Origin of the sequence: Streptomyces sp. NPDC050617 (assembly GCF_040654795.1) — a bacterium.
Classification (GTDB): Bacteria; Actinomycetota; Actinomycetes; order Streptomycetales; family Streptomycetaceae; genus Streptomyces.
Genome location: NZ_JBFAIS010000011.1, coordinates 235,786 through 254,750 on the forward strand (window position 1 = coordinate 235,786; position 18,965 = coordinate 254,750).

Consider the following 18,965-nt stretch of genomic DNA (forward strand, 5'->3'; position numbering starts at 1 on the left):
CCGCCCCCGTCACTCCCCCTCCGCCCCGCCCCCCTCGTCCAGGCGGTACTCCTGCGGGTCGGCGTCGAAGGAGTAGAGCTCGGCGTAGCGGCCCCAGTCGGTGGCGGTTTCCAGCTGTTGTTCTACCTGTTCGCTGGTGTAGTGGTGGGCGAGGAGGTCGCGGAAGAAGCCGGCGCGGAGGGCGCCTTCGGGGTTCTGGCGGAGGCTGGTGGTGATCAGCCGGACCAGGGGGACGTCCCAGGCCGCCTCGGCGAAGATCTTCTTCGACTGCTGCACGTCCGCCCCGGCGAACGTGGTGCCGCGCCCCGTCAGCAGCAGGTCGTCCTCGCTGACCGTGGCGAAGTCCAGGAGTTCCAGGGCGTCCACGAGCGGGAGCAGGTCATCGATCTCCAGGCCCAGGTCGTCGGCGAGGTCCGGCAGGTCGAAGCGGCCGCCGCGGTGGGCGACCATCTCGGCGAGGCCGGACAGGCCGTCCACGCTGGCCGTGGGCAGCGGCGTGTTGGCGGCGGTGCGCTTCTCCATCTCGACCGCCTCCGTGCGGCCGGGGATGCGGCTCTCCTTGGCCCGGCCCGTCATCGTCCGGTACACCCGGTCGATGAGGTCCTCGAAGGCCGCCGACTGGCGGTCGCGCGGGCGGTCCAGGCCCACCTCGAAGGTCTCCCGGATCGTGCCGGGGCGCGAGCCGAGCACGACGATGCGGTCGGCCATCAGCACCGCCTCCTCGATGTTGTGCGTCACCAGCACCACCGCCCGCGTGGGGAACTGGCCCGACTCCCACAGCTCCATCAGCTCGCCGCGCAGGTTCTCGGCGGTGAGCACGTCCAGCGCGGAGAACGGCTCGTCCATCATCAGCACGTCCGGCTCGACGACCAGGGCGCGGGCGAAGCCGACGCGCTGCCGCATGCCGCCGGACAGCTCCTTGGGGTACGCGGACTCGAAGCCGTCGAGGCCGATCAGGTCGATGGCCTGCACCGCGGCCTCGGCTCGGGCGTCGGGGGCGACGCCCCGCGCCTCCAGGCCGAGTTCGACGTTCTGCTGGACGGTGAGCCACGGCAGCAGCGCGAAGGTCTGGAAGACCATGGCCGTGCCGGGGTTCGCGCCGGTCAGCCGCTTGCCGCGGTACGTGACGGTGCCCGAGCTCGCCGGGATGAGCCCGGCCAGGCAGCGCAGCAGCGTGGACTTGCCCGAACCGGACTTGCCCAGCAGCGCGACGATCTCGCCCGCCCGGATGTCCAGGTCGATGCCGGCCAGCACCGGCAGCTCGCGGTCCGCCCCCGCGTACGACTTCGTCAGGCCGTCGGCGGCGAGCAGCACCTCGCCGTCGGCGGCGCGCGGCAGCTTGCCCGCGGGGGCGGTGATGCCGGCGCCGGCAGTGTTGTCAGTGTGGGTCGCGCGCATGCGGCGCAGGATGTTCAGGGCCATGACGGGCTCCAGAGAGGGAATCGGAAGGGTTCCGGAAGTTTCAGGGGGTCGCGCGCCTCAGAGCGCGTACCGCGTATCCGCCAGCCGGTAGAGCCGCCGCCACACCAGGCGGTTGAGCCCCACGACGTACACGCTCATCACCGCGACGCCCGCCAGCAGATGCGGGAAGTCGCCGTCCGCCGTCGCCTGGGCGATGTACGCGCCGAGGCCGGTGGCGGTGAGCGTCGTGCCGCCGAAGGTGACGACCTCGGAGACGATCGAGGCGTTCCACGCGCCGCCGGACGCGGTGATGCCGCCGGTGACGTACGCGGGGAAGACGCCGGGGAGGATCAGCCGCTTCCAGCGCTGCCAGCCGCGTACGCCCAGGTCGTCCATGGCCTCGCGCAGGTCGGTGGGGATGGCCATGGCCCCGGCGATGGTGTTGAAGAGGATGTACCACTGGGCGCCCAGCGCCATTAGCAGGATGCCGCCGATGTCGATGGACAGTCCCGTCTTGAGGAAGAACCAGACGGCCAGCGGGAAGAGGAAGTTGGCGGGGAAGCTGGCGAGGATCTGCACCAGCGGCTGGGCGATGCGCGTCAGCTTCGGCGAGAAGCCGATCTTCACGCCGATCGGCACCCAGATGACGGTGGCCACGGCGATGAGCACCACGACGCGGGCGAGGGTGGCGAGGCCGAGCAGCAGCGGTTCGCCGAACACGCCGAGTCCGGTGCGTTCGTGCAGATAGCCGCCGAGGTCGATGAGGCCCCACAGGATCAGGCCGCCCGCGACGACGGCGAAGGCGATGTCGCCGGTGCGCTGCCGCCGGGGGTCGATGTCCAGCGGCCGGTCGTCGACGCCGAGGACGCGGCCGGCCCGGCCGAGGGCGCGGGCGACCGGGCGCAGCGCCCGGCCCAGCAGCTGGGACCAGTTGGAGCGGCGCAGGAAGGCGAGGACGTAGCTGCGCTGCACCTCGCTGGCCTCGGACTGCTCGTTCTTGAACTTCTCCGCCCAGGCGGTGAGCGGCCGCCAGAAGAGGAAGTTCACGCCGATGACCATGACGGCCATGGTGAGGATCGCCCAGCCGACCTTGCCGAGGTCGCCGTCGGCGATGGCGGCGCCCGCGTACGAGCCGACGCCCGGCAGCGCGTAGTCCTTCTGGTTCACGCTGATCGCCTCGGACGCGACGAGGAAGAACCAGCCGCCGCCGAAGCTCATCATGCCGTTCCAGACCAGGCCGATGGTCCCGGCGGGCAGCTCCACCTTCCAGAACCGCATCCACCGGGTGAACCGGAACGAGCGGGACAGCTCGTCGAGTTCGCGCGGCAGCGAGGTCAGGGACTGGTAGAAGCCGAAGGTCATGTTCCACGCCTGCGAGGTGAAGATCGCGAAGATCGACGCGCACTCCAGGCCGAGCAGTGAGCCGGGGAACAGGGCGATGAAGCCGGACACGGCCACGGTCAGGAAGCCGAGCACCGGCACCGACTGGAGGATGTCCAGGGCCGGGATCAGTACGCGTTCCAGCCGGCGGCTCTTGGCCGCGGCGTAGGCGTAAATGAAGGTGAAGACGATGGACGCGGCGAGGGCGACGAACATCCGCAGCAGGCTGCGCGCCGCGTCGTACGGGAGCTGCGCGGGGTCGGTGTCGACCTTCGCGGACTGGCTGGTGGAGAAGCGGACGGTGGTGCCCTGGCCGACCTTCAGGGTCAGGTAGAGCAGCACCAGGACTGCCGCGGCGACCACGACGTCGACCCAGGTCAGACGGGTCAGCCGGCCCTTGATGCGGGACTGCGGCGACTCCCGCGAGGCGGCGGCGTTCGTACGGAACGACATGACATGAACCTCCGGACCACAGTGGGCATGACGCCGCGGCCCGTGCGTGGCAGGCGCGCCGACGGCACGGGCGGGGGCCGCCCAGCGTGCGGTGAAGAATCGGTGGGGAAGTGCGGGGAGGGCGCCCGGGCGTTGGGGCCGGGCGAGCGCTCCGTCGCGCGGCGCGGCGGGGATCCGGCGCGCCGTCGTGTCAGCGGCTGCCGAGGAGGCAGCGCGGACTGGGAGGGTCGGCACCCATGGCTGCCTCCGTTCCGTTGCGTCGTCCCTGCAGAGCCGAGGCCGACTCCGGGGGTCCTGACGGTTTCACGTGAAACCGAACTTGAATTCGTACGAGCCAGGGCCGGGCCATAGAGACCGGAACCGGCCGAGACCAGGTCGCACCACCGGCAGTCTGCCGCTAATTGCGTTTCTACGCAAATAAGCCGAACCCGCGTCAAGACTCCGTCAAGTAGTTGCGTCGATACGCAAGTATATGCCTACACTCCAGCCGTCCAGCGGGATCCGGGAGACGCCTCGTGCGGCGAGGCCCGTTCCGACCGGTCCCGGAAGGAACGGGCACTGGAGTCCCGTCATGACCGACCTGACCACCGCGCCGGCGCCCCCGCCCGCCGCCGCCATCCGCGGCGCGCTCGGCACCATCGAGGCCGGCGACACCGCGCCGCGCCGCGGTCCCTCCGCGAAGTTCAAGACGCTGCTCGCCGTCGTCGGCCCCGGCCTGATCGTCATGGCGGGCGACAACGACGCGGGCGCGTTCGGCACGTACGCCCAGGCCGGGCAGGACCACGGCACCCGGCTGCTGTGGACGCTGCTGCTGCTCATCCCCGTGCTGTACGTGAACCAGGAGATGTCGCTGCGGCTCGGCGCGGTGACCGGGGTCGGGCACGCGCGGCTCATCCTGGAGCGGTTCGGGAAGTTCTGGGGCGCGTTCTCCGTCATCGACCTCTTCCTGCTCAACGCGCTGACGCTGGTCACCGAGTTCATCGGCGTCGCCCTCGCCGTCGGCTATCTGGGCCTCCCCCGCACCGCGAGCGTGCTGCTCGCCGCGGCCGTGGTGATCGCCGTCGCCGCCACCGGCTCGTTCCGCCGCTTCGAACGGGCCGCGATCGGGCTGGTCCTGGGCTCCCTGCTGCTCGTACCGGTCTACTTCCTCACCCACCCCGCCACCTCGCGCGCCGCCCACGACTTCGTCGTGCCGGGCCTGCCGCACGGCTCGCCGCTCTCCGACGTCATGCTGCTGATCGTCGCGATCGTCGGCACCACCGTCGCGCCCTGGCAGCTCTTCTTCCAGCAGTCCTACGTGGCCGACAAGCGCGTCACGCCGCGCTTCCTGCGGTACGCGCGGGCCGACCTGGCCCTCGGCATCGCCCTCGTGATCATCGGCGCCGCCGCCCTGACGGGGATCGGCGCGGCGGCCTTCGCCGGGACCGCCGGGGCCGGGCACTTCACCGACGCCGCCGGGATCGCGCACGGCGTCGAGGCCCGCGCGGGCCAGGTGGCGGGCGTGCTCTTCGCCATCGCGCTGCTGGACGCCTCGGTCATCGGCGCCGCCGCGGTCTCGCTGTCCAGCGCGTACGCGCTCGGCGACGTCCTGGGGTTCCGGCACTCCCTGCACCGGGGCGTGCGCGGCGCGGGCGCCTTCTACGCCGTCTTCGCCGGGCTCGTACTGGCCGCCGCCGGCACCGTGCTCGCCCCCGGCGCGCCGCTCGGCCTGCTCACCGAGGGCGTGCAGGCGCTGGCCGGGGTGCTGCTGCCGGCGGCCACGGTCTTCCTGCTGCTGCTCTGCAACGACCGGTCCGTGCTGGGCCCCTGGGTCAACGGCCGCTGGACCAACGCCCTCGCCTGCCTGGTCGTCGCGGTCCTGGTCGCCCTCTCCCTCATCCTGACCGCCTCCGTCCTCTTCCCCGGTCTCGGGACGGCCGCGATCCTCGCCGCCGCGGCGGCCTGCGGGTGCGCGGGGCTGCTGGCCGTGGGGTACGCGGAGGTGCGCCGCGTCCGCAAGGGGTGGGCGCGCGGCGGCCGGCCCATCAACCGTACGGGCAGGGCCGGTTGGCGGATGCCGCCGCTCGCCGCGCTGCCCCGGCCCCGGATGTCCACCGGCCGCCGCGTGGGGCTGACGGCGCTGCGCACGTACCTCCTCGTGGCGGCGGTCCTGGTGATCGTCCGTACGGTGCAGCTGGCCGCCGGGCACTGATCCGCCCTGTCAGCCGCGTCCATGGTTCGACGGTTCGGAATCAGCCAGATCGCCGGACCGGGAGACGACCACGCCTATATATCCGCACAGTGTTCACTCTTATGAACCGCCACGAACATCGACTTCACCGGGGTCGCGCATTCCGCATCACCCGCGGAATGGTCTGTTCCACCCCGCCCGCCAGGGCCTTGGTCGCCTTCAAGCCATCGCGTCGTCACTCTGGATTCACCAGTCGCTGCTGTGCTTCACTCCGTCGGCATCCGGCCGGCCGAAGAGAGGGAAATGCTCGTGCGAAGACTGCGCCTGACCCGCCGCCATGTGACGTGGAGCGCCGCCGTGCTGCTCACGACCGCCGTCGCCGTGCCCGCCGGCGCCAGCGCCTTCGGCCCGGCGGACTCGGTCCGCGCCGCCGTGAAGGACGGCCCGGCCAAGAACGTCATCCTGCTGATCGGCGACGGCATGGGCGACTCCGAGATCACCCTCGCCCGCAACTACACCGTGGGCGCGGCCGGCCGGCTGAACATGGACACGTTCCCGATGACCGGCGCGTACACCACGTACTCCGTCGACAAGCACGGCAAGCCGGACTACGTCACCGACTCCTCCGCCAGCGGCACCGGCTGGGCGACCGGCCACAAGACCGTCAACGGCCGGGTGTCGAAGACGCCGGACACCAACAAGGCGATCCCCACGCTCCTCGAACTCGCCCAGAAGGGCGGCCTCGCCACCGGCTCCATCACCACCGCCGACCTCACCGACGCGACCCCCGCCGTGCAGGCATCGCACGTCACCGACCGCGACTGCCAGGGCCCCGAGGACATGAAGAAGTGTTCCGTGGACCGCATCAGCAAGGGCGGTCCGGGGTCGATCGCGGAGCAGAGCGTCAACCACAAGGTCGACGTGCTGCTCGGCGGCGGCAAAGGCCACTTCGACCAGAAGGTGAAGGAGGGGAAGTACAAGGGCAAGACCGTCACCGAGCAGGCGAAGAAGCTCGGCTACCAGGTCGTCACCGACGCCAAGGCCATGAAGAAGGCCAAGGCCGGACAGCCCGTGCTCGGCCTCTTCGCCGACTACGACATCCCGATCGAGTGGACCGGCAAGCACGCCACCGGCAAGGGCACCGACCCGCAGCGCTGCGTCACCAGCAACCCCGAGCGCCCCAAGGGCACCCCGACGCTGGCCGACCAGACCACGCAGGCCATCCAGCTGCTGGAGGCGAAGCAGGCCGAGAAGTCCAAGAAGTCCCACAAGGCCGGGGACAAGGGCTTCTTCCTCCAGGTCGAGGGCGCCAACATCGACAGCGAGGACCACGCCGCCGACCCGTGCGGCCAGATCGGCGAGACGGCCGCCTTCGACCGCGCCGTGAAGGTGGCGCGGGACTACGCCAAGAAGCACCCCGACACGCTGGTCATCACCACCGCCGACCACGGCCACAGCAGCCAGATCGTGCCGGTCGACACCGACCCGGCGGGCATGAGCTCCACCCTGGTCACCAACGAGGGCCAGAAGATGAAGGTCAGCTACGGCACGGCCCCGGTGGGCGAGTCGCAGGAGCACAGCGGCACCGAGGTGCGCATCGCGGCCGAGGGCCCGGAGGCGTACCGGGTGCTCGGGGTCACCAACCAGACCGACCTCAACACCACGATCCGTACGGCGCTGAACCTGGGCTGACAAAGCCCCCGGCGCAGCAGCCCGGACCTCCGGACATACGGACCGGGGCCCGCACCGTCACGGTGCGGGCCCCGGTCACGAGGTACGTCTGACGACGTCAGGCGGGGGTGATGTTCTCCGCCTGCGGGCCCTTCTGGCCCTGCGTGACGTCGAAGGTCACCTTCTGGCCCTCCTGGAGCTCACGGAAGCCCTGGGTGGCGATGTTCGAGTAGTGGGCGAAGACGTCGGCGCCGCCGCCGTCCTGCTCGATGAAGCCGAAGCCCTTTTCCGAGTTGAACCACTTCACGGTACCGCTGGCCATATCAATTCTCCTTCTGGGGCAGAGCCGAGGATCCACACCGCGTGAATCCCGCGTAGCCGCGATGTTGCCCCATCCGGAATATTTACCGGCAAAACAAAAATGCGCCTGCGGCCCGTGGGCCAGAGGTGCACAGAGTTCTCGGGAACCACAACTGCAACTGGTTCGACGATAGCACGCCCCTCCCGAATCGAACCGGAAACTCTACAGCTTCTCTAATCGCTCCATGAATTCTGGGAGCGTGCCCGAATAAACCCTATGGGCGGGCGGCGACACATTCTGCACGCGGGCCGCGACGATATCTACAGCCGCCACGATAGACATGCGCGCACCGCCTCGATAGCTTTGAGGAGCCACGCAGCGCTCACGAAGACAAGGTGCGATGCCCCACACAACCCGCCCGGCGGCGACCGACAGATTCGACGACGACGACTACCCCGCCTACACCATGGGGCGCGCCGCCGAAATGATCGGCACCACCGCCGCCTTTCTGCGCACCCTGGGCGAGGCGCACCTGATCACCCCGCTGCGCTCGGAGGGCGGCCACCGCCGCTACTCCCGAGGCCAGCTGCGCACCGCGGCCCGCGCCCGCGAACTCGTCGATCAGGGCACGCCGGTCGAGGCCGCCTGCCGCATCATCGTCCTGGAGGACCAGCTCGACGACGCCCTACGGCTCAACGAGGAGCTGCGCCGCTCGGCCGGAGCGCCGCCGGACGAAGGGCCCTGACGGGCGGCGCTCCGGTGCTCAGAGCTTGTTGAGTCGGGCGAACGGCGTGGTGAGCCGCTCCTGCCGGGAACCGAAGTCCACGAGCACGGCGAGGTCCTCCTCGACCCCGACGACTCGGCCGAGGCCGTACTGATCGTGGGTGACGCGCTCGCCGACGGCGAACTTCTTGGGCGGGCTGACGGTCGGTGCGCTGAAGGGGCTGGTGGGCAGATGGCGCCTGGGCGCGGCTGATTTCGTCATTGCGGTCAGTATGCGCCCGCGGGGGCGCGCCCGTCACGCCTCAACGCCCTTGACCGGCAAGCGAAACGGAACGGCCAGGTCAGTGCGGTGCCGGCGGAGCGCGCCTGCTACGGCACCCCGTGCCAACGTCACCCTTCGGACGGCTAGTTGCCGCGCCACGCGGAGCGGATATGGTGCTGAACGATCTCCGCAACGCCTCGCGCTGCCTGGCCCCCCACGCCATCAACCGTTCACAAGGACCAGTTTGATGTCAGCACTCATATCCACCCGCCAGCAGGCAGTACGCCCACCCGTGGGGCAAGCGCTGCTCGTCCTGCTGGCCGCGGCGGCCGTCACCGGCGGTCTGTGCCTCTGGGCGGCGCTGGCCGCCCCGGTCTCCGTGCAGACCCCGGTCGCCTGGTGCGGCGGGGCCGCCGCCGCGCTGCTGAGCCTCTCGCTCGCCATGACCGCGCACAGCGTGCGGACCGCACGGGCCCGCCGCGACCAGATCGCCGCGCTGGAGGCCGAGGCCGGCCGGCTGGCCGACGACACGCTGCCCGCGCTCGTCGCCGTACTGCGCCGGGGCTCGTCCGTGGACACCGCCCTCGCGCACGTCAGACAGCCCGCCGACGGCGCGCACCAGCGGATCGTCCGCATCCTGGCCGAGGAGGTCGGCCGCGGCGAGCGGATGCGCGCCGCCGCGATGTCCGCCTGCGCCAACGCCGCCGGGCGCGTCCAGGCGCTGGCCACCAGCATGCTCGCGGACCTGCGGGAGATGGAGCACCGGCACGGCGAGGAGGTCCTCGGCGACCTGCTCAAGCTCGACCACAGCACCGCGCAGGCCGGCCGCCTCGCGGACAGCATCGCCGTGCTCACCGGGGCCCGCTCGGGCCGCCGCTGGACCAAGCCGATCGCGATGGAGTCGATCCTGCGCGGCGCCATGGGCCGCATCAGCGCCTACCGCCGGGTGCGGCTGCACTCCAGCAGCTCGGCCGCGGTCGCCGGGCACGCCGCCGAGGGCATCATGCACGCGCTCGCCGAGATCATGGACAACGCCACCACCTTCTCGCCGCCGTCCTCCGAGGCGCACGTCTATGTGGAGGAGGCCCAGGCCGGCATCGTGATCACCGTCGAGGACGGCGGTCTGGTCATGAGCGAGGCCGCGCTGCGCCGCGCCGAGCAGGCCGTCTCCTCCGAGACCCTCGACCTGCTGACGCTCTCCGGCACCCGGCTGGGCCTCGCGGTGGTGGGCTGCCTGGCCCGTAAGCACGGGCTGTCCGTCTCCTTCCGGCCCTCGTCGCGCGGCGGTACGGGCGTGGTGATCCTCATCCCCCAGCAGCTGGTCACCCAGCCCACGCAGGCCGCCCCCGCGCAGCAGGCCGCCCCGGCCGCCCCCGCCGCCCCGGCGCAGCAGTCCGCCCCGGCGCCGGCCCTGGCGGAGCAGAGCACGCCGCGGCACGCCCGTACGCCCGCCACGCCGGGGCGCACGCCCCTGCCCGAGGCCGCCCCCATGCCCCCCGCCGCGCCCCCGCAGGCCCCGGCCGCGCCCGTACAGCAGCCCGGCTACCAGCAACCCGGATACCAGCAGCCCCCGGCGCAGCCGCCCGTACAGCAGCAGCCCCCCATGCAGCAGCCGCCGGTACAGCAGCCCCCCGCCCCGGCGCCCGCCGCCCCCGTGCTCGGCGACAGCGGGCTGCCCAAGCGGCGGCGCGGCCAGACGCTGGCCGCCGCGCCCTCCCCGACGCCCTCGCGCGGCGACGTGCCGCCCCCGCGCTCCCGCGAGGAGGCCGCGGCGCGGTTCAGCACCTTCCGCAGAGCCGTCCAAGGCAACAATTCCGACACCGCCAACACCCCCACCCCCGCCCGCCCGGAGGACGACCCCCGATGAACACCACCGACCACAGCCTCGACTGGATGCTGGAGAACCTCCTCCAGAAGACCCCGGGGACCCGGCACGCGCTCGTGCTGTCCAAGGACGGCCTCAAGCTCTGCCACTCCAAGGAGCTCTCCGTGGACCAGGCGGACCAGCTCTCCGCGATAGCGTCCGGCATCCAGAGCCTGTCGCACGGCGCGTCCGTCGAGTTCGGCGACGGCTCCGGCGGCGTCCGGCAGGCGATGGCCGAGTTCCACGGCGGCATCCTGTTCATCGTGGAGGCCGGGCACGGCGCGCACCTGGCCGTGGTGGCGACGGAGGACGCGGACGTCGGCGTCATCGGCTTCAACATGAACGAGCTGGTCGAGCAGATCGGCGACTACCTCAGCGCCGCCCCGCGCCGATCGGCATGAGGAGGCTGGGGCCCGACGACGACCCGGACCGGCTCTACACCGTCACCGGCGGCCGCAGCCGCGCCGACGAGAGCCGCTTCGACCTGGTCACCCTCGTCGTCAGCGAATGCGATCCGACCCCGGGCATGCAGTCCGAGCACGCCCGGATCCTCGCCATGTGCCAGTACCCGGTGGCGGTCGTGGAGATCTCCGCGGAGCTGCGGCTGCCCGTCAGCATCGTCAAGATCCTGCTCTGCGACCTGCTCGACGGGGGCCGGATCACCGCACGCCACCCGCGTTCGGCGCCGGCCGCGGCCCAGCTTCCCGACCCCGACCTGTTGAAGGAGGTGCTCGTTGCACTCCACCGTCTCTGAGCCGTCCGCCGGCCGCGACCACCTGCGGAGCACCGCGGACAACGGCCTGAAGATCGTGATAGTCGGCGGCTTCGGCGTCGGCAAGACCACGATGGTCCGCTCCGTCAGCGAGATCCGCCCGCTCAACACCGAGGAGACGATGACGCGGGCGGGCATCGGCGTCGACGACCCGTCGGGCGTGGAGACCAAGTCCACCACCACCGTCGCCTTCGACTTCGGCCGCATCAGCATCAACGATCAGGCCGTGCTCTATCTGTTCGGCGCGCCCGGCCAGGAGCGGTTCTGGTTCCTGTGGGACCGGCTGTTCTCCGGGACGCTGGGCGCGGTGGTGCTCGTCGACACCAGACGGCTGGACGACTCCTGGTACGCGATCGACCGCCTGGAGCACCACCGGATGCCGTTCATCGTGGCCCGCAACGACTTCGGCGGCCCCGGCCCGCAGCACACGCTGGAGCAGGTGCGGGAGGCGCTCGACCTCTCCCCGGACGTGCCCCTGATCGACTGCGACGCGCGCGACCGGGACTCCAGCAAGAAGGTCCTGATCGCGCTCGTCAACCACCTCTACGCCCTGTCCGCCCGGGAGATCACACCGTGACGTACCAGCCCCCCTCGCCCGACGCCGCAGCACCGCCGCCGGGCTGCCCCGCGCACCAGGGAGCCGTGCCCCTGTACGGGGAGGGGTTCCAGAGCGATCCGGCGCGGCTGTACCGGGAGCTGCGCCGCGTCCACGGCCCGGTCGCACCGATCCTGCTGGACGGCGGCATACCCGCCTGGTTCGTGCTCGGCTACCGGGAGGTGCACCAGGTCGCCGGCGATTCGCAGCTGTTCGCCCGCGACTCCCGGCGCTGGCACGCCTGGGACCGCATCCCGCCCGACTGGCCGCTGATGCCCTACGTCGGCTACCAGCCGTCGGTGATGTTCGCCGAGGGGCCGGAGCACCGGCGGCGGGCCGGGGCGATCAGCGACGCGCTGGCCGCCGTCGACCAGTTCGAGCTGCGGCAGATCTGCGAGCGGGTCGCCGACTCGCTGATCGACTCGTTCGCGGGGCGCGGCGAGGCGGACCTGATGGCGGACTTCGCGTTCCGGATGCCGCTGCTGGTCGTCGCCGAGCTGTTCGGTCTGCCGGACTCCGAGATACCCCCGCTGGTACGGGACATCGCCGACTCGCTCGACGAGAGCGAGGGGGCCATCGAGGCGCACCAGCGGGTCGCGGCCCGGATGGGGCGCCTCGTGCAGGACAAGCGGGTGCATCCGGGTCCGGACGTGCCCTCCCGGCTGCTGGGGCACGCGGCGGGGCTGGCCGAGGAGGAGATCGTCATCGATCTGCTCGTGGTGATGGCCGCCGCCCAGCAGCCCACGGCGAACTGGATCGGCAACACGCTGCGGCTGATGCTCACCGACGACCGGTTCGCGGTGACGCTGGCGGGCGGCCGGCGCAGCGTCGGGCAGGCGCTCAACGAGGTGCTGTGGGAGGACACGCCCACGCAGAACTTCATCGGCCGCTGGGCCACCCGCGACACCCAGCTGGGCGGCAAGCGCATCCGCACCGGCGACCTGCTCGTCCTCGGGCTGGCCGCCGCGAACAACGATCCGCAGGTCCGGCCGGACTCGTACGCCGGTTCCGAGGGCAACCAGGCCCATATGTCCTTCAGCCACGGCGAGCACTCGTGCCCGTACCCCGCCCCGGAGATCGCCGAGGTGATCGCCAAGGCGGCCGTCGAGATCCTGCTGGACCGGCTGCCGGACGTGCTGCTGGCGGTCGAGGCGCGGGAGCTGGTGTGGCGGCCGTCGGTATGGATGCGCGGGCTGGCGGCGCTGCCGGTCGGATTCACCCCCGCCTACGTGCCGCCGAGCGGGGGCTGAATCCGGGCGCGGCCGGCTACGCGCCGGCCGCGGCGGCCACCGGGCCGGGCGTGAAGGTCACCGGCAGGGCTTCGAGGCCGCGGGTGAACAGCCCCTGCTCGGTCGGGCGGAAGCTGTCCGCCAGGGCCAGGTCGGGCATGGCGTCGAGCAGCAGCCCGATGCCGGTCTCCACCTCGGCCTTGGCGAGCAGCGCGCCCACGCAGAAGTGCCGGCCGAGCGCGAAGGCGAGGTGGTCGGCGGCGGCCGAGAAGGCGTTCTTCGCGCTCAGGTCGGAGCGGAAGATGTCGAAGGCGTCGGGGTCGGCGTACCGGCGCTCGTCCCGGCCGGCCGCCCCGATCAGGCAGGTGACCGTGGAGCCCGCGGGCACCGTGCCGCCGCCGATCTCGACGTCCTCGGAGACCTGACGCATGATCATGTGCACCGGCGGCGTGTAGCGCAGGGTCTCCGCGAAGGCCAGCGGGATCAGGGAGCGGTCCGCGCGGACGGCGGCGAGCTGCTCGGGGTTGTCCAGAAGGTTGCGGACGATGCCGGCGAGCGCCTTGTCGGTGGTCTCGCCGCCCGCGGTGAGCAGCAGGCTGCAGAACGACTTGATGTCCTCGTCGCTCATGCTCGTACCGTCGATCTCCGCCGAGCAGAGGGTGGAGAGCAGGTCGTCGCCGAGGTTCTCGCGGCGTTCACGGATGACGGGCAGCATGTAGGCGGCGAACTCCTCGCGGGTGCGGACGCCCGCCGCATGCACCTCGGGGTCCTGGGAGAGGTTGCCGAGGAACCCGATGATCGCCGTGTACCAGCGGTGGAACCGCTCGTACTCGCCCTGGTCGAGGCCGAGCATGTCGACGATGACGTTGACGGGGAAGCGGGTCGCGAAGTCGGCGACGAGATCGGCCCGGCCGGTGTGCCGGAAGCCGTCGATGAGGGTACGGGCGTTGCGCTCGATGACCGGCATGAAGTGGTCCTGGAGGGCGTTGCCGCGGAAGGCGGGGGCCACCAGGGCGCGCCGCACGGCGTGTTCGCGGCCGCTCATCTGGAGGATGGTGCGGCCGTGCGCGGGCTCCAACTGCCAGTCGTAGTTGTCGGTGGTGAACGCGGGGTCCTTGAAGGCCCGCTCCACGTCCTCGTACCGGGAGACGATGTAACTCTGCATGGCCTCGTGCCGGATCAGCGGGAATTCATCCCGCATGATGCGGTACGCGCTGTACGGATCCGCGGCGAACTCCGGGGAGAGGATGTCCGGCGCGTTTCGGTTCGTCGTCATGGGGCCAAGATCATCGTGAAGCCCACAACTTTTCAATAGCTCCGACATCACGATGCATAACGGGCCCGCCGGACGCGGCGCCCGGACACGCGCCGGGCCCCCGGCCCCGCGTCCGGTGGGACGCGGCGGCCGGGGGCCCGGTGACCGCAGAGCTGTCGCGGGCTCCGCCGTACGGTCAGCGGTTGGCCGAGGCGTTGGCCGAACCGTTGCCGGACAGGATCGGGACCTCGTTGAGGATGTGCGACAGCGCGTCGTCGCCGTCCTTGATCGAGGAGTTCTCGACACAGGACTGCTGCTGCTGCGAGGAGAGGATCGGCACGTCCTGGATGCCGACGTTGACCAGGCCGACGATCGACTGGGCGCCGAGCTTGCCGAGGCCGATGCAGGGCTTGTTGAGGGAGCCCTGGATCAGGCCGATCTGCGGGCTCATGTAGCCGCCGGTGTGGGTGTTGCCGTAGCTCTGGGAGGCGGCGTTGCCGTTGTTGACCTCGTCGTCGTTGCCGACAGCCATCGCGGGCCCGGCGACGGTGCCGACTGCGGAAACCGTCAGGGCCGCCGTGGCGAGTACCTTCTTGAGCACGATGTATTCCTTCGCTCTGGGTCGGTGAATAGAGAGCTACCTGCCCAACTCGAAAAGTCCGAGAAGGTTATTACACTTCACTCATTCGGCCCATCGGGACCGGCCTGCCGGAAACACGAAAACCCCCTGCGGCGGGGCTGCACACCCGCCGCAGAGGGAATTTCGGACCCGACGCGGAGGTCAGCGGCCGTTGCCGGAGCCGTTGGCGGAGCCGTTGCCCGACAGCACCGGGATCTCGTCGAGGATGTGCGACAGCTGGTCGTCGCCGTCCTTGATCGAGGAGTTGTCGGCGCACTGCTGCTGCTGCTGCGAGGTGAGGATCGGGATGTCCTGGAGACCGACGTTGACCAGGGCGACGACCGACTGGACGCCGAGCTTGCCGATGCCGACGCAGGGCTTGTTGAGCGTGCCCTGGATCAGGCTCATCTGCGGGCTCTGCTTGCCGCCGGTGTGCGTGTTGCCGTAGGCGGACTCGGCGGCGTTGCCGTTGTTGAGGTCGTCATCGTTGCCGGCCGCCACCGCGGGGCCGGCGATGGTGCCGACCGCGGAAACCGTCAGGGCTGCCGTGGCGAGTACCTTCTTGAGCACGTCTATGCCTTTCGATCGTCGTGAAGCGCCCCTGCTGGGAAAGCGAACTGAATAACTCCGGTACTTAAAAGAAGTTCCGGGCATTCACTCCTTCGGGCCCTTTACGCCGCGCCGGTATTGAACGGGCATTGGCCGGGGTCCGGAAGGGCCGACGGCCCTGCTACTGTCCGCGCTCCGCGGCGGCCGGCCGGACCCCGGCGGACCACTTCTCCTCGATACGGCCGAAGCGCCAGACGGCCAGGGCGACGAACCAGACGGCGGCGAAGAGGCCGACGATGACGAACCCGACCGAATTCAGGTCCAGGGAGCCGATCCAGCCGATGACGCCGGTGTCCCAGCCGAGCTGGTCGGAGAGGATCGAGATCAGCTCGATGCCGCCGATGATGACGGCCACGGCCACCGAGAGACCGGTGATGGTGAGGTTGTAGTAGACCTTGCGGACCGGCCGGGAGAACGCCCAGTCGTAGGCGAAGTTCATGAACGAGCCGTCGATGGTGTCCAGCAGGCACATCCCGGCCGCGAACAGCACGGGCAGCGTCAGGATCGCGTACCAGGGCAGGTTGAAGGCGGACGCGCCGCCGGCCAGCACGAGCAGCGACACCTCGGTGGCGGTGTCGAAGCCGAGGCCGAAGAGGAAGCCGATCGGATACATGTGGCCGGGCTTGCGGACGGCCTTGGTGGCGCGGCCCAGGATGCGGTTCATGAAGCCGCGCTTGTTGAGCTGCTCCTCCAGCTCGGCCTCGTCGTAGTCGCCCTGCCGCATCCGGCGGAACACCTTCGCGATGCCCACCAGCACGGCGACGTTGATCGCGGCGATGAGCAGCAGGAAGCAGCCGGAGACCAGGGTGCCGATGAGCCCGGCGGAGTTCTGGAGGGTGGAGGAGTCGCTCTCCACCTGCCCGGCCAGCGCCCGTACGCCGAAGGAGAGGAGCAGGCAGAGCGCGAAGACCACGGAGGAGTGGCCGAGCGAGAACCAGAAGCCGACGGAGAGCGGTCGCTTGCCGTCGGCCATCAGCTTGCGGGTGGTGTTGTCGATGGCCGCGATGTGGTCGGCGTCGAAGGCGTGCCGCATGCCGAGCGTGTACGCGGTGACGCCCATGCCGACGCCGAAGACGGAGCCGCCGACGGCGTAGTGGTGCGGGGCGATGAGCGCGACGAGCGTGAACCAGCCGACGACGTGCAGGAGGGCGATGAAGCCGACCATGCCGAGGACGTTCCGCCACTCCTTGGGCGTCAGGGAGGCGCGTATCCGGGCCATGCGGCCCGCCGCCGTACCGTTCCGACCTGCTGAACCGCTCATGAACCAGCCTTCCTCGACCCGGCCCCCGTCGGGACCGTAGAAGGCTCGACACCTTGTTGCAAACACTATGCAACTGCGGTTTCCATGCAGAACGGCCGGGCAAAGCAGGCCATTTCCAGACATCGTTGAGACGCCCGATAACCCCCGCCCACCCGGCCGTGACGGTACTTTTACTCCGTTTTTCCGCTGGTCACGCGCTTTCAGCCGTCTCCGGGGAGGCCGTGGCACCGTCGGCGCCCTCTTCGGCGCCCCGTACGACGACCACCGGGCACGGCGCGTGCTGGGTGACGTGATGGCTGACGGAGCCGAGCAGCGCCGCCCGGAAACCGGCCCGCCCGCGGTCGCCGACCACCAGCAGCTCAGCGCCCTCGGCCGCCTCCAGCAGGACGTCCGCCGGGTTGCCCACAATCACTCTGCGCTCGATCGCCACGGGCGGCTCGCCGCCGAAGGTCTCCTCGATCGCGTCGGCGAGCGCCCGGTCGCCGACCTCCTCCGGTACGTACGCCTCCGGCATCACCGGCATCACGCCCGCCCAGGACCAGCTGGTCAGCGACTCCCAGGCGATCACGGCCTGGAGTTCGGCGCCGGTCAGCGACGCCTGCCGGGCGGCCCAGCGCAGGGCCCGCTTGGAGGGCTCGCCCCCGTCGACACCGACGACGATCCGTCCCGCTGCGGCGTTACTCACTGTCATCTCCCCATCTCCCCGAAACTCTATGAATCCACGGTTCGCGGTGAATGACCCGGTATGGGCCTGACTGTGATTATCGACGACCGCGTTGCTGGAACGCGCGGCGGGGTGCTCTCGTCTTGACGGCCAGGAGGGAACCAACCCAGCCGTCATAGGTCATATACGGCGATTATGGTCATTTAACGCCGACCGGCGGAGGCGCCGGACAGCTGAGCAGAGGAGAGCTCGCGGGATGAGTCTGACCGGAACACCGTTGTTCGTGGTGTTGATCCTGGCGACCGTGCTGGCCGTCCTGGCCACCCTGCTGCTCTGGTCGAAGATCCCCGGCCCACGCCCGATGCGCTGGCTGTCCCGCGTCGTAATGATCGCGCTCTGCCAGCTCACCGCGGTCTCCGTGGTGCTGGTCTGGATCAACCAGAGCTACGGGCTGTACGCGTCCTGGGACGACTGGCTCGGCAGGGACGACGGGGGCGCGCCGGTGGCCATGCCCGGCCCGCCGCCGGAGCGCGCGAAGTTCATCCACAGCGACAGCCGGATGCAGGACACCTACTTCCACGGGGCGCACTCCAAGCTCTCCGGGCAGGTCATGATCTGGACCCCGCCGCAGTACGACCAGCCCGAGTACCGCAAGACCAAGTTCCCGGTCGTGACGCTGCTGCACGGCGTGCCCGGCTCCCCGCAGTCCTGGCTGGAGCACGGCGGGATGCCCAAGGCGTTCGACAAGCTGATCAAGGAAGACATCGCCAAGCCGGCGATCCTCGTGATCCCGATCGTCAACCCGGGCGGCGTCGACACGGACTGCTCCAACACCCCCGGCCGCAAGGTCGCCACCTGGCTCACCGACGACGTGCCGGAACTGGTGCGCCACCACTTCCGCACCGAGACCGGCCCCAAGGCGTGGGGCCTGGCGGGCATCTCCACCGGCGCGTACTGCGCGGCCAAGCTGCCGCTCCAGTACCCGAAGATCTTCGGCGCCGGCGTCGCCCTCGACCCGGACCCGCTGACCGGCGACCCTGACGTCATCCCCGACCCGGTACTGCGCAAGCACAACAGCCCGACCTACCTGGTACGCCACTCCAAGGCCGACGTCTCGCTGTTCCTCGCCACCTCGCGGCAGGACCGGGACAGCCCGGTGAAGTACATCAAGGAGTTCGAGAAGGCGGCGGAGGGCAGCCGGGTCAAGGTCAAGGCGATGACCATCGAATCCGGGGGCCACAACTACAACACCTGGCAGAAGATGTACCCGGCCGCCTTCAACTGGCTGAGCCAGCAGCTCAACTCCCCGGTCATGTAGACGAAGCGCGTACGGGCCGGTTTGTACGGCCGCCCGCACAGCCCGGCCCGTGCCCGCCGACCGCTCCGCCGGGTCAACCACTCCGCTGAAGGGCGAGGCCCGCGATCACGGATGTCCCGCACGTGGGACGGGGCCGCACGGCCCAGGCGGCGGCGAGGCTGTCGACGAGGACCAGCCCCCGGCCGCTCTCGGAGTCCGCGTCCGGGCGGGCCAGTGCCGGCTTGCCGGTACCCGGGTCGGAGACGGCGAGCCAGTAGTGCCCGTCGGCGGGCCACAGGACGAGTTCGATGAGCTCCTCGTCCACCCGGCACGCGCCGTGCCGAAGTACCGGTAGGCCACTGGCGAGGTTTCTGCTGAGCAGTTCCTTTTCCAGTGGCCCCCGGCCCGAACCCGCCGTGCACCTTTTCGACGCAACGGG

The 18,965-nt window shown here is 70.6% G+C and carries 19 protein-coding genes; 9 read left to right on the top strand and 10 right to left on the bottom strand.

From position 1 onward, the window contains the following. Nucleotides 1-9: 9 nt before the first annotated feature. Both AB0I49_RS17760 and AB0I49_RS17765 read right to left on the bottom strand, forming a co-directional pair. Entirely contained in the window at nt 10-1,422 is a 1,413-nt protein-coding gene (locus tag AB0I49_RS17760; RefSeq protein WP_363227871.1) for a nitrate/sulfonate/bicarbonate ABC transporter ATP-binding protein, read from the bottom strand. Nucleotides 1,423-1,479: 57 nt separating this feature from the next. Further along, nucleotides 1,480-3,234 carry an ABC transporter permease subunit gene (locus AB0I49_RS17765; RefSeq protein WP_363227872.1) on the bottom strand — a complete coding sequence of 585 codons (1,755 nt, stop codon included), beginning with the start codon at nt 3,232-3,234 and terminating at the stop codon, nt 1,480-1,482. 571 nt (nt 3,235-3,805) lie between these two features. Between AB0I49_RS17765 and AB0I49_RS17770 the strand changes: the two genes are divergently transcribed. Together AB0I49_RS17770 and AB0I49_RS17775 are read left to right on the top strand one after the other, a co-directional pair. Continuing rightward, entirely contained in the window at nt 3,806-5,425 is a 1,620-nt protein-coding gene (locus tag AB0I49_RS17770; protein WP_363227873.1) for an NRAMP family divalent metal transporter, read from the top strand. A 282-nt stretch (nt 5,426-5,707) separates the two neighbouring features. Continuing rightward, complete coding sequence (locus AB0I49_RS17775; protein WP_363227874.1) at nt 5,708-7,096, top strand: alkaline phosphatase; 1,389 nt, start codon at nt 5,708-5,710, stop codon at nt 7,094-7,096. Between the two features lie 97 nt (nt 7,097-7,193). On the opposite strand, the gene AB0I49_RS17780 is transcribed toward AB0I49_RS17775, so the two are convergent. Beyond that, nucleotides 7,194-7,397, bottom strand: a complete 204-nt coding sequence (locus tag AB0I49_RS17780; protein ID WP_363227875.1) for a cold-shock protein — start codon at nt 7,395-7,397, stop codon at nt 7,194-7,196. Between the two features lie 379 nt (nt 7,398-7,776). On the opposite strand from AB0I49_RS17780, the gene AB0I49_RS17785 reads away from it, so the two are divergent. Then, the gene (locus tag AB0I49_RS17785; protein ID WP_363227876.1) at nt 7,777-8,121 is read left to right on the top strand and encodes a MerR family transcriptional regulator; all 345 of its coding nucleotides are present in this window, start codon (nt 7,777-7,779) and stop codon (nt 8,119-8,121) included. Nucleotides 8,122-8,139: 18 nt separating this feature from the next. Here AB0I49_RS17785 and AB0I49_RS17790 read toward each other — a convergent pair whose 3' ends face one another. Beyond that, nucleotides 8,140-8,361: a hypothetical protein gene (locus tag AB0I49_RS17790; RefSeq protein ID WP_363227877.1), complete on the bottom strand. Its 222-nt coding sequence runs from the start codon at nt 8,359-8,361 to the stop codon at nt 8,140-8,142. Nucleotides 8,362-8,608: 247 nt separating this feature from the next. On the opposite strand from AB0I49_RS17790, the gene AB0I49_RS17795 reads away from it, so the two are divergent. From AB0I49_RS17795 to AB0I49_RS17815, 5 genes are read left to right on the top strand one after another with little or no spacing between them, the layout of a single operon-like run. Next, nucleotides 8,609-10,228 carry an ATP-binding protein gene (locus AB0I49_RS17795; RefSeq protein ID WP_363227878.1) on the top strand — a complete coding sequence of 540 codons (1,620 nt, stop codon included), beginning with the start codon at nt 8,609-8,611 and terminating at the stop codon, nt 10,226-10,228. Continuing rightward, nucleotides 10,225-10,626: a roadblock/LC7 domain-containing protein gene (locus AB0I49_RS17800; protein WP_363227879.1), complete on the top strand. Its 402-nt coding sequence runs from the start codon at nt 10,225-10,227 to the stop codon at nt 10,624-10,626. Before AB0I49_RS17795 ends, AB0I49_RS17800 begins: the two co-directional genes overlap by 4 nt. Continuing rightward, the gene (locus AB0I49_RS17805; protein ID WP_363128379.1) at nt 10,623-10,979 is read left to right on the top strand and encodes a DUF742 domain-containing protein; all 357 of its coding nucleotides are present in this window, start codon (nt 10,623-10,625) and stop codon (nt 10,977-10,979) included. Before AB0I49_RS17800 ends, AB0I49_RS17805 begins: the two co-directional genes overlap by 4 nt. Next, nucleotides 10,960-11,574, top strand: a complete 615-nt coding sequence (locus tag AB0I49_RS17810; protein WP_363227880.1) for an ATP/GTP-binding protein — start codon at nt 10,960-10,962, stop codon at nt 11,572-11,574. The genes AB0I49_RS17805 and AB0I49_RS17810 overlap by 20 nt, the downstream gene beginning before the upstream one ends. Next, nucleotides 11,571-12,842, top strand: coding sequence for a cytochrome P450 (locus AB0I49_RS17815; protein ID WP_363227881.1), 1,272 nt, complete (start codon nt 11,571-11,573; stop codon nt 12,840-12,842). Before AB0I49_RS17810 ends, AB0I49_RS17815 begins: the two co-directional genes overlap by 4 nt. A gap of 16 nt (nt 12,843-12,858) precedes the next feature. On the opposite strand, the gene AB0I49_RS17820 is transcribed toward AB0I49_RS17815, so the two are convergent. From AB0I49_RS17820 to AB0I49_RS17840, 5 genes are all read right to left on the bottom strand, one after another. Then, nucleotides 12,859-14,097 (bottom strand): cytochrome P450, encoded by a 1,239-nt coding sequence (locus tag AB0I49_RS17820; RefSeq protein WP_363227882.1) that lies wholly within the window; start codon nt 14,095-14,097, stop codon nt 12,859-12,861. A gap of 175 nt (nt 14,098-14,272) precedes the next feature. Then, a complete protein-coding gene (locus tag AB0I49_RS17825; RefSeq protein ID WP_363227883.1) occupies nt 14,273-14,677 on the bottom strand; it encodes a rodlin in 405 nt (134 codons plus the stop codon). Nucleotides 14,678-14,857: 180 nt separating this feature from the next. Further along, nucleotides 14,858-15,265, bottom strand: a complete 408-nt coding sequence (locus tag AB0I49_RS17830) for a rodlin (RefSeq protein ID WP_363227884.1) — start codon at nt 15,263-15,265, stop codon at nt 14,858-14,860. Between the two features lie 160 nt (nt 15,266-15,425). Beyond that, nucleotides 15,426-16,565 (bottom strand): HoxN/HupN/NixA family nickel/cobalt transporter, encoded by a 1,140-nt coding sequence (locus tag AB0I49_RS17835; protein ID WP_363227885.1) that lies wholly within the window; start codon nt 16,563-16,565, stop codon nt 15,426-15,428. Nucleotides 16,566-16,755: 190 nt separating this feature from the next. Continuing rightward, nucleotides 16,756-17,250 carry a universal stress protein gene (locus tag AB0I49_RS17840; protein ID WP_363227886.1) on the bottom strand — a complete coding sequence of 165 codons (495 nt, stop codon included), beginning with the start codon at nt 17,248-17,250 and terminating at the stop codon, nt 16,756-16,758. 235 nt (nt 17,251-17,485) lie between these two features. On the opposite strand from AB0I49_RS17840, the gene AB0I49_RS17845 reads away from it, so the two are divergent. Continuing rightward, nucleotides 17,486-18,547 carry an alpha/beta hydrolase-fold protein gene (locus AB0I49_RS17845; protein WP_363227887.1) on the top strand — a complete coding sequence of 354 codons (1,062 nt, stop codon included), beginning with the start codon at nt 17,486-17,488 and terminating at the stop codon, nt 18,545-18,547. 73 nt (nt 18,548-18,620) lie between these two features. Here the strand turns inward: AB0I49_RS17845 and AB0I49_RS17850 are convergent. Continuing rightward, a partial coding sequence (locus tag AB0I49_RS17850) for an ATP-binding protein (RefSeq protein ID WP_363227888.1) occupies nt 18,621-18,965 on the bottom strand: 345 nt, incomplete at its 5' end.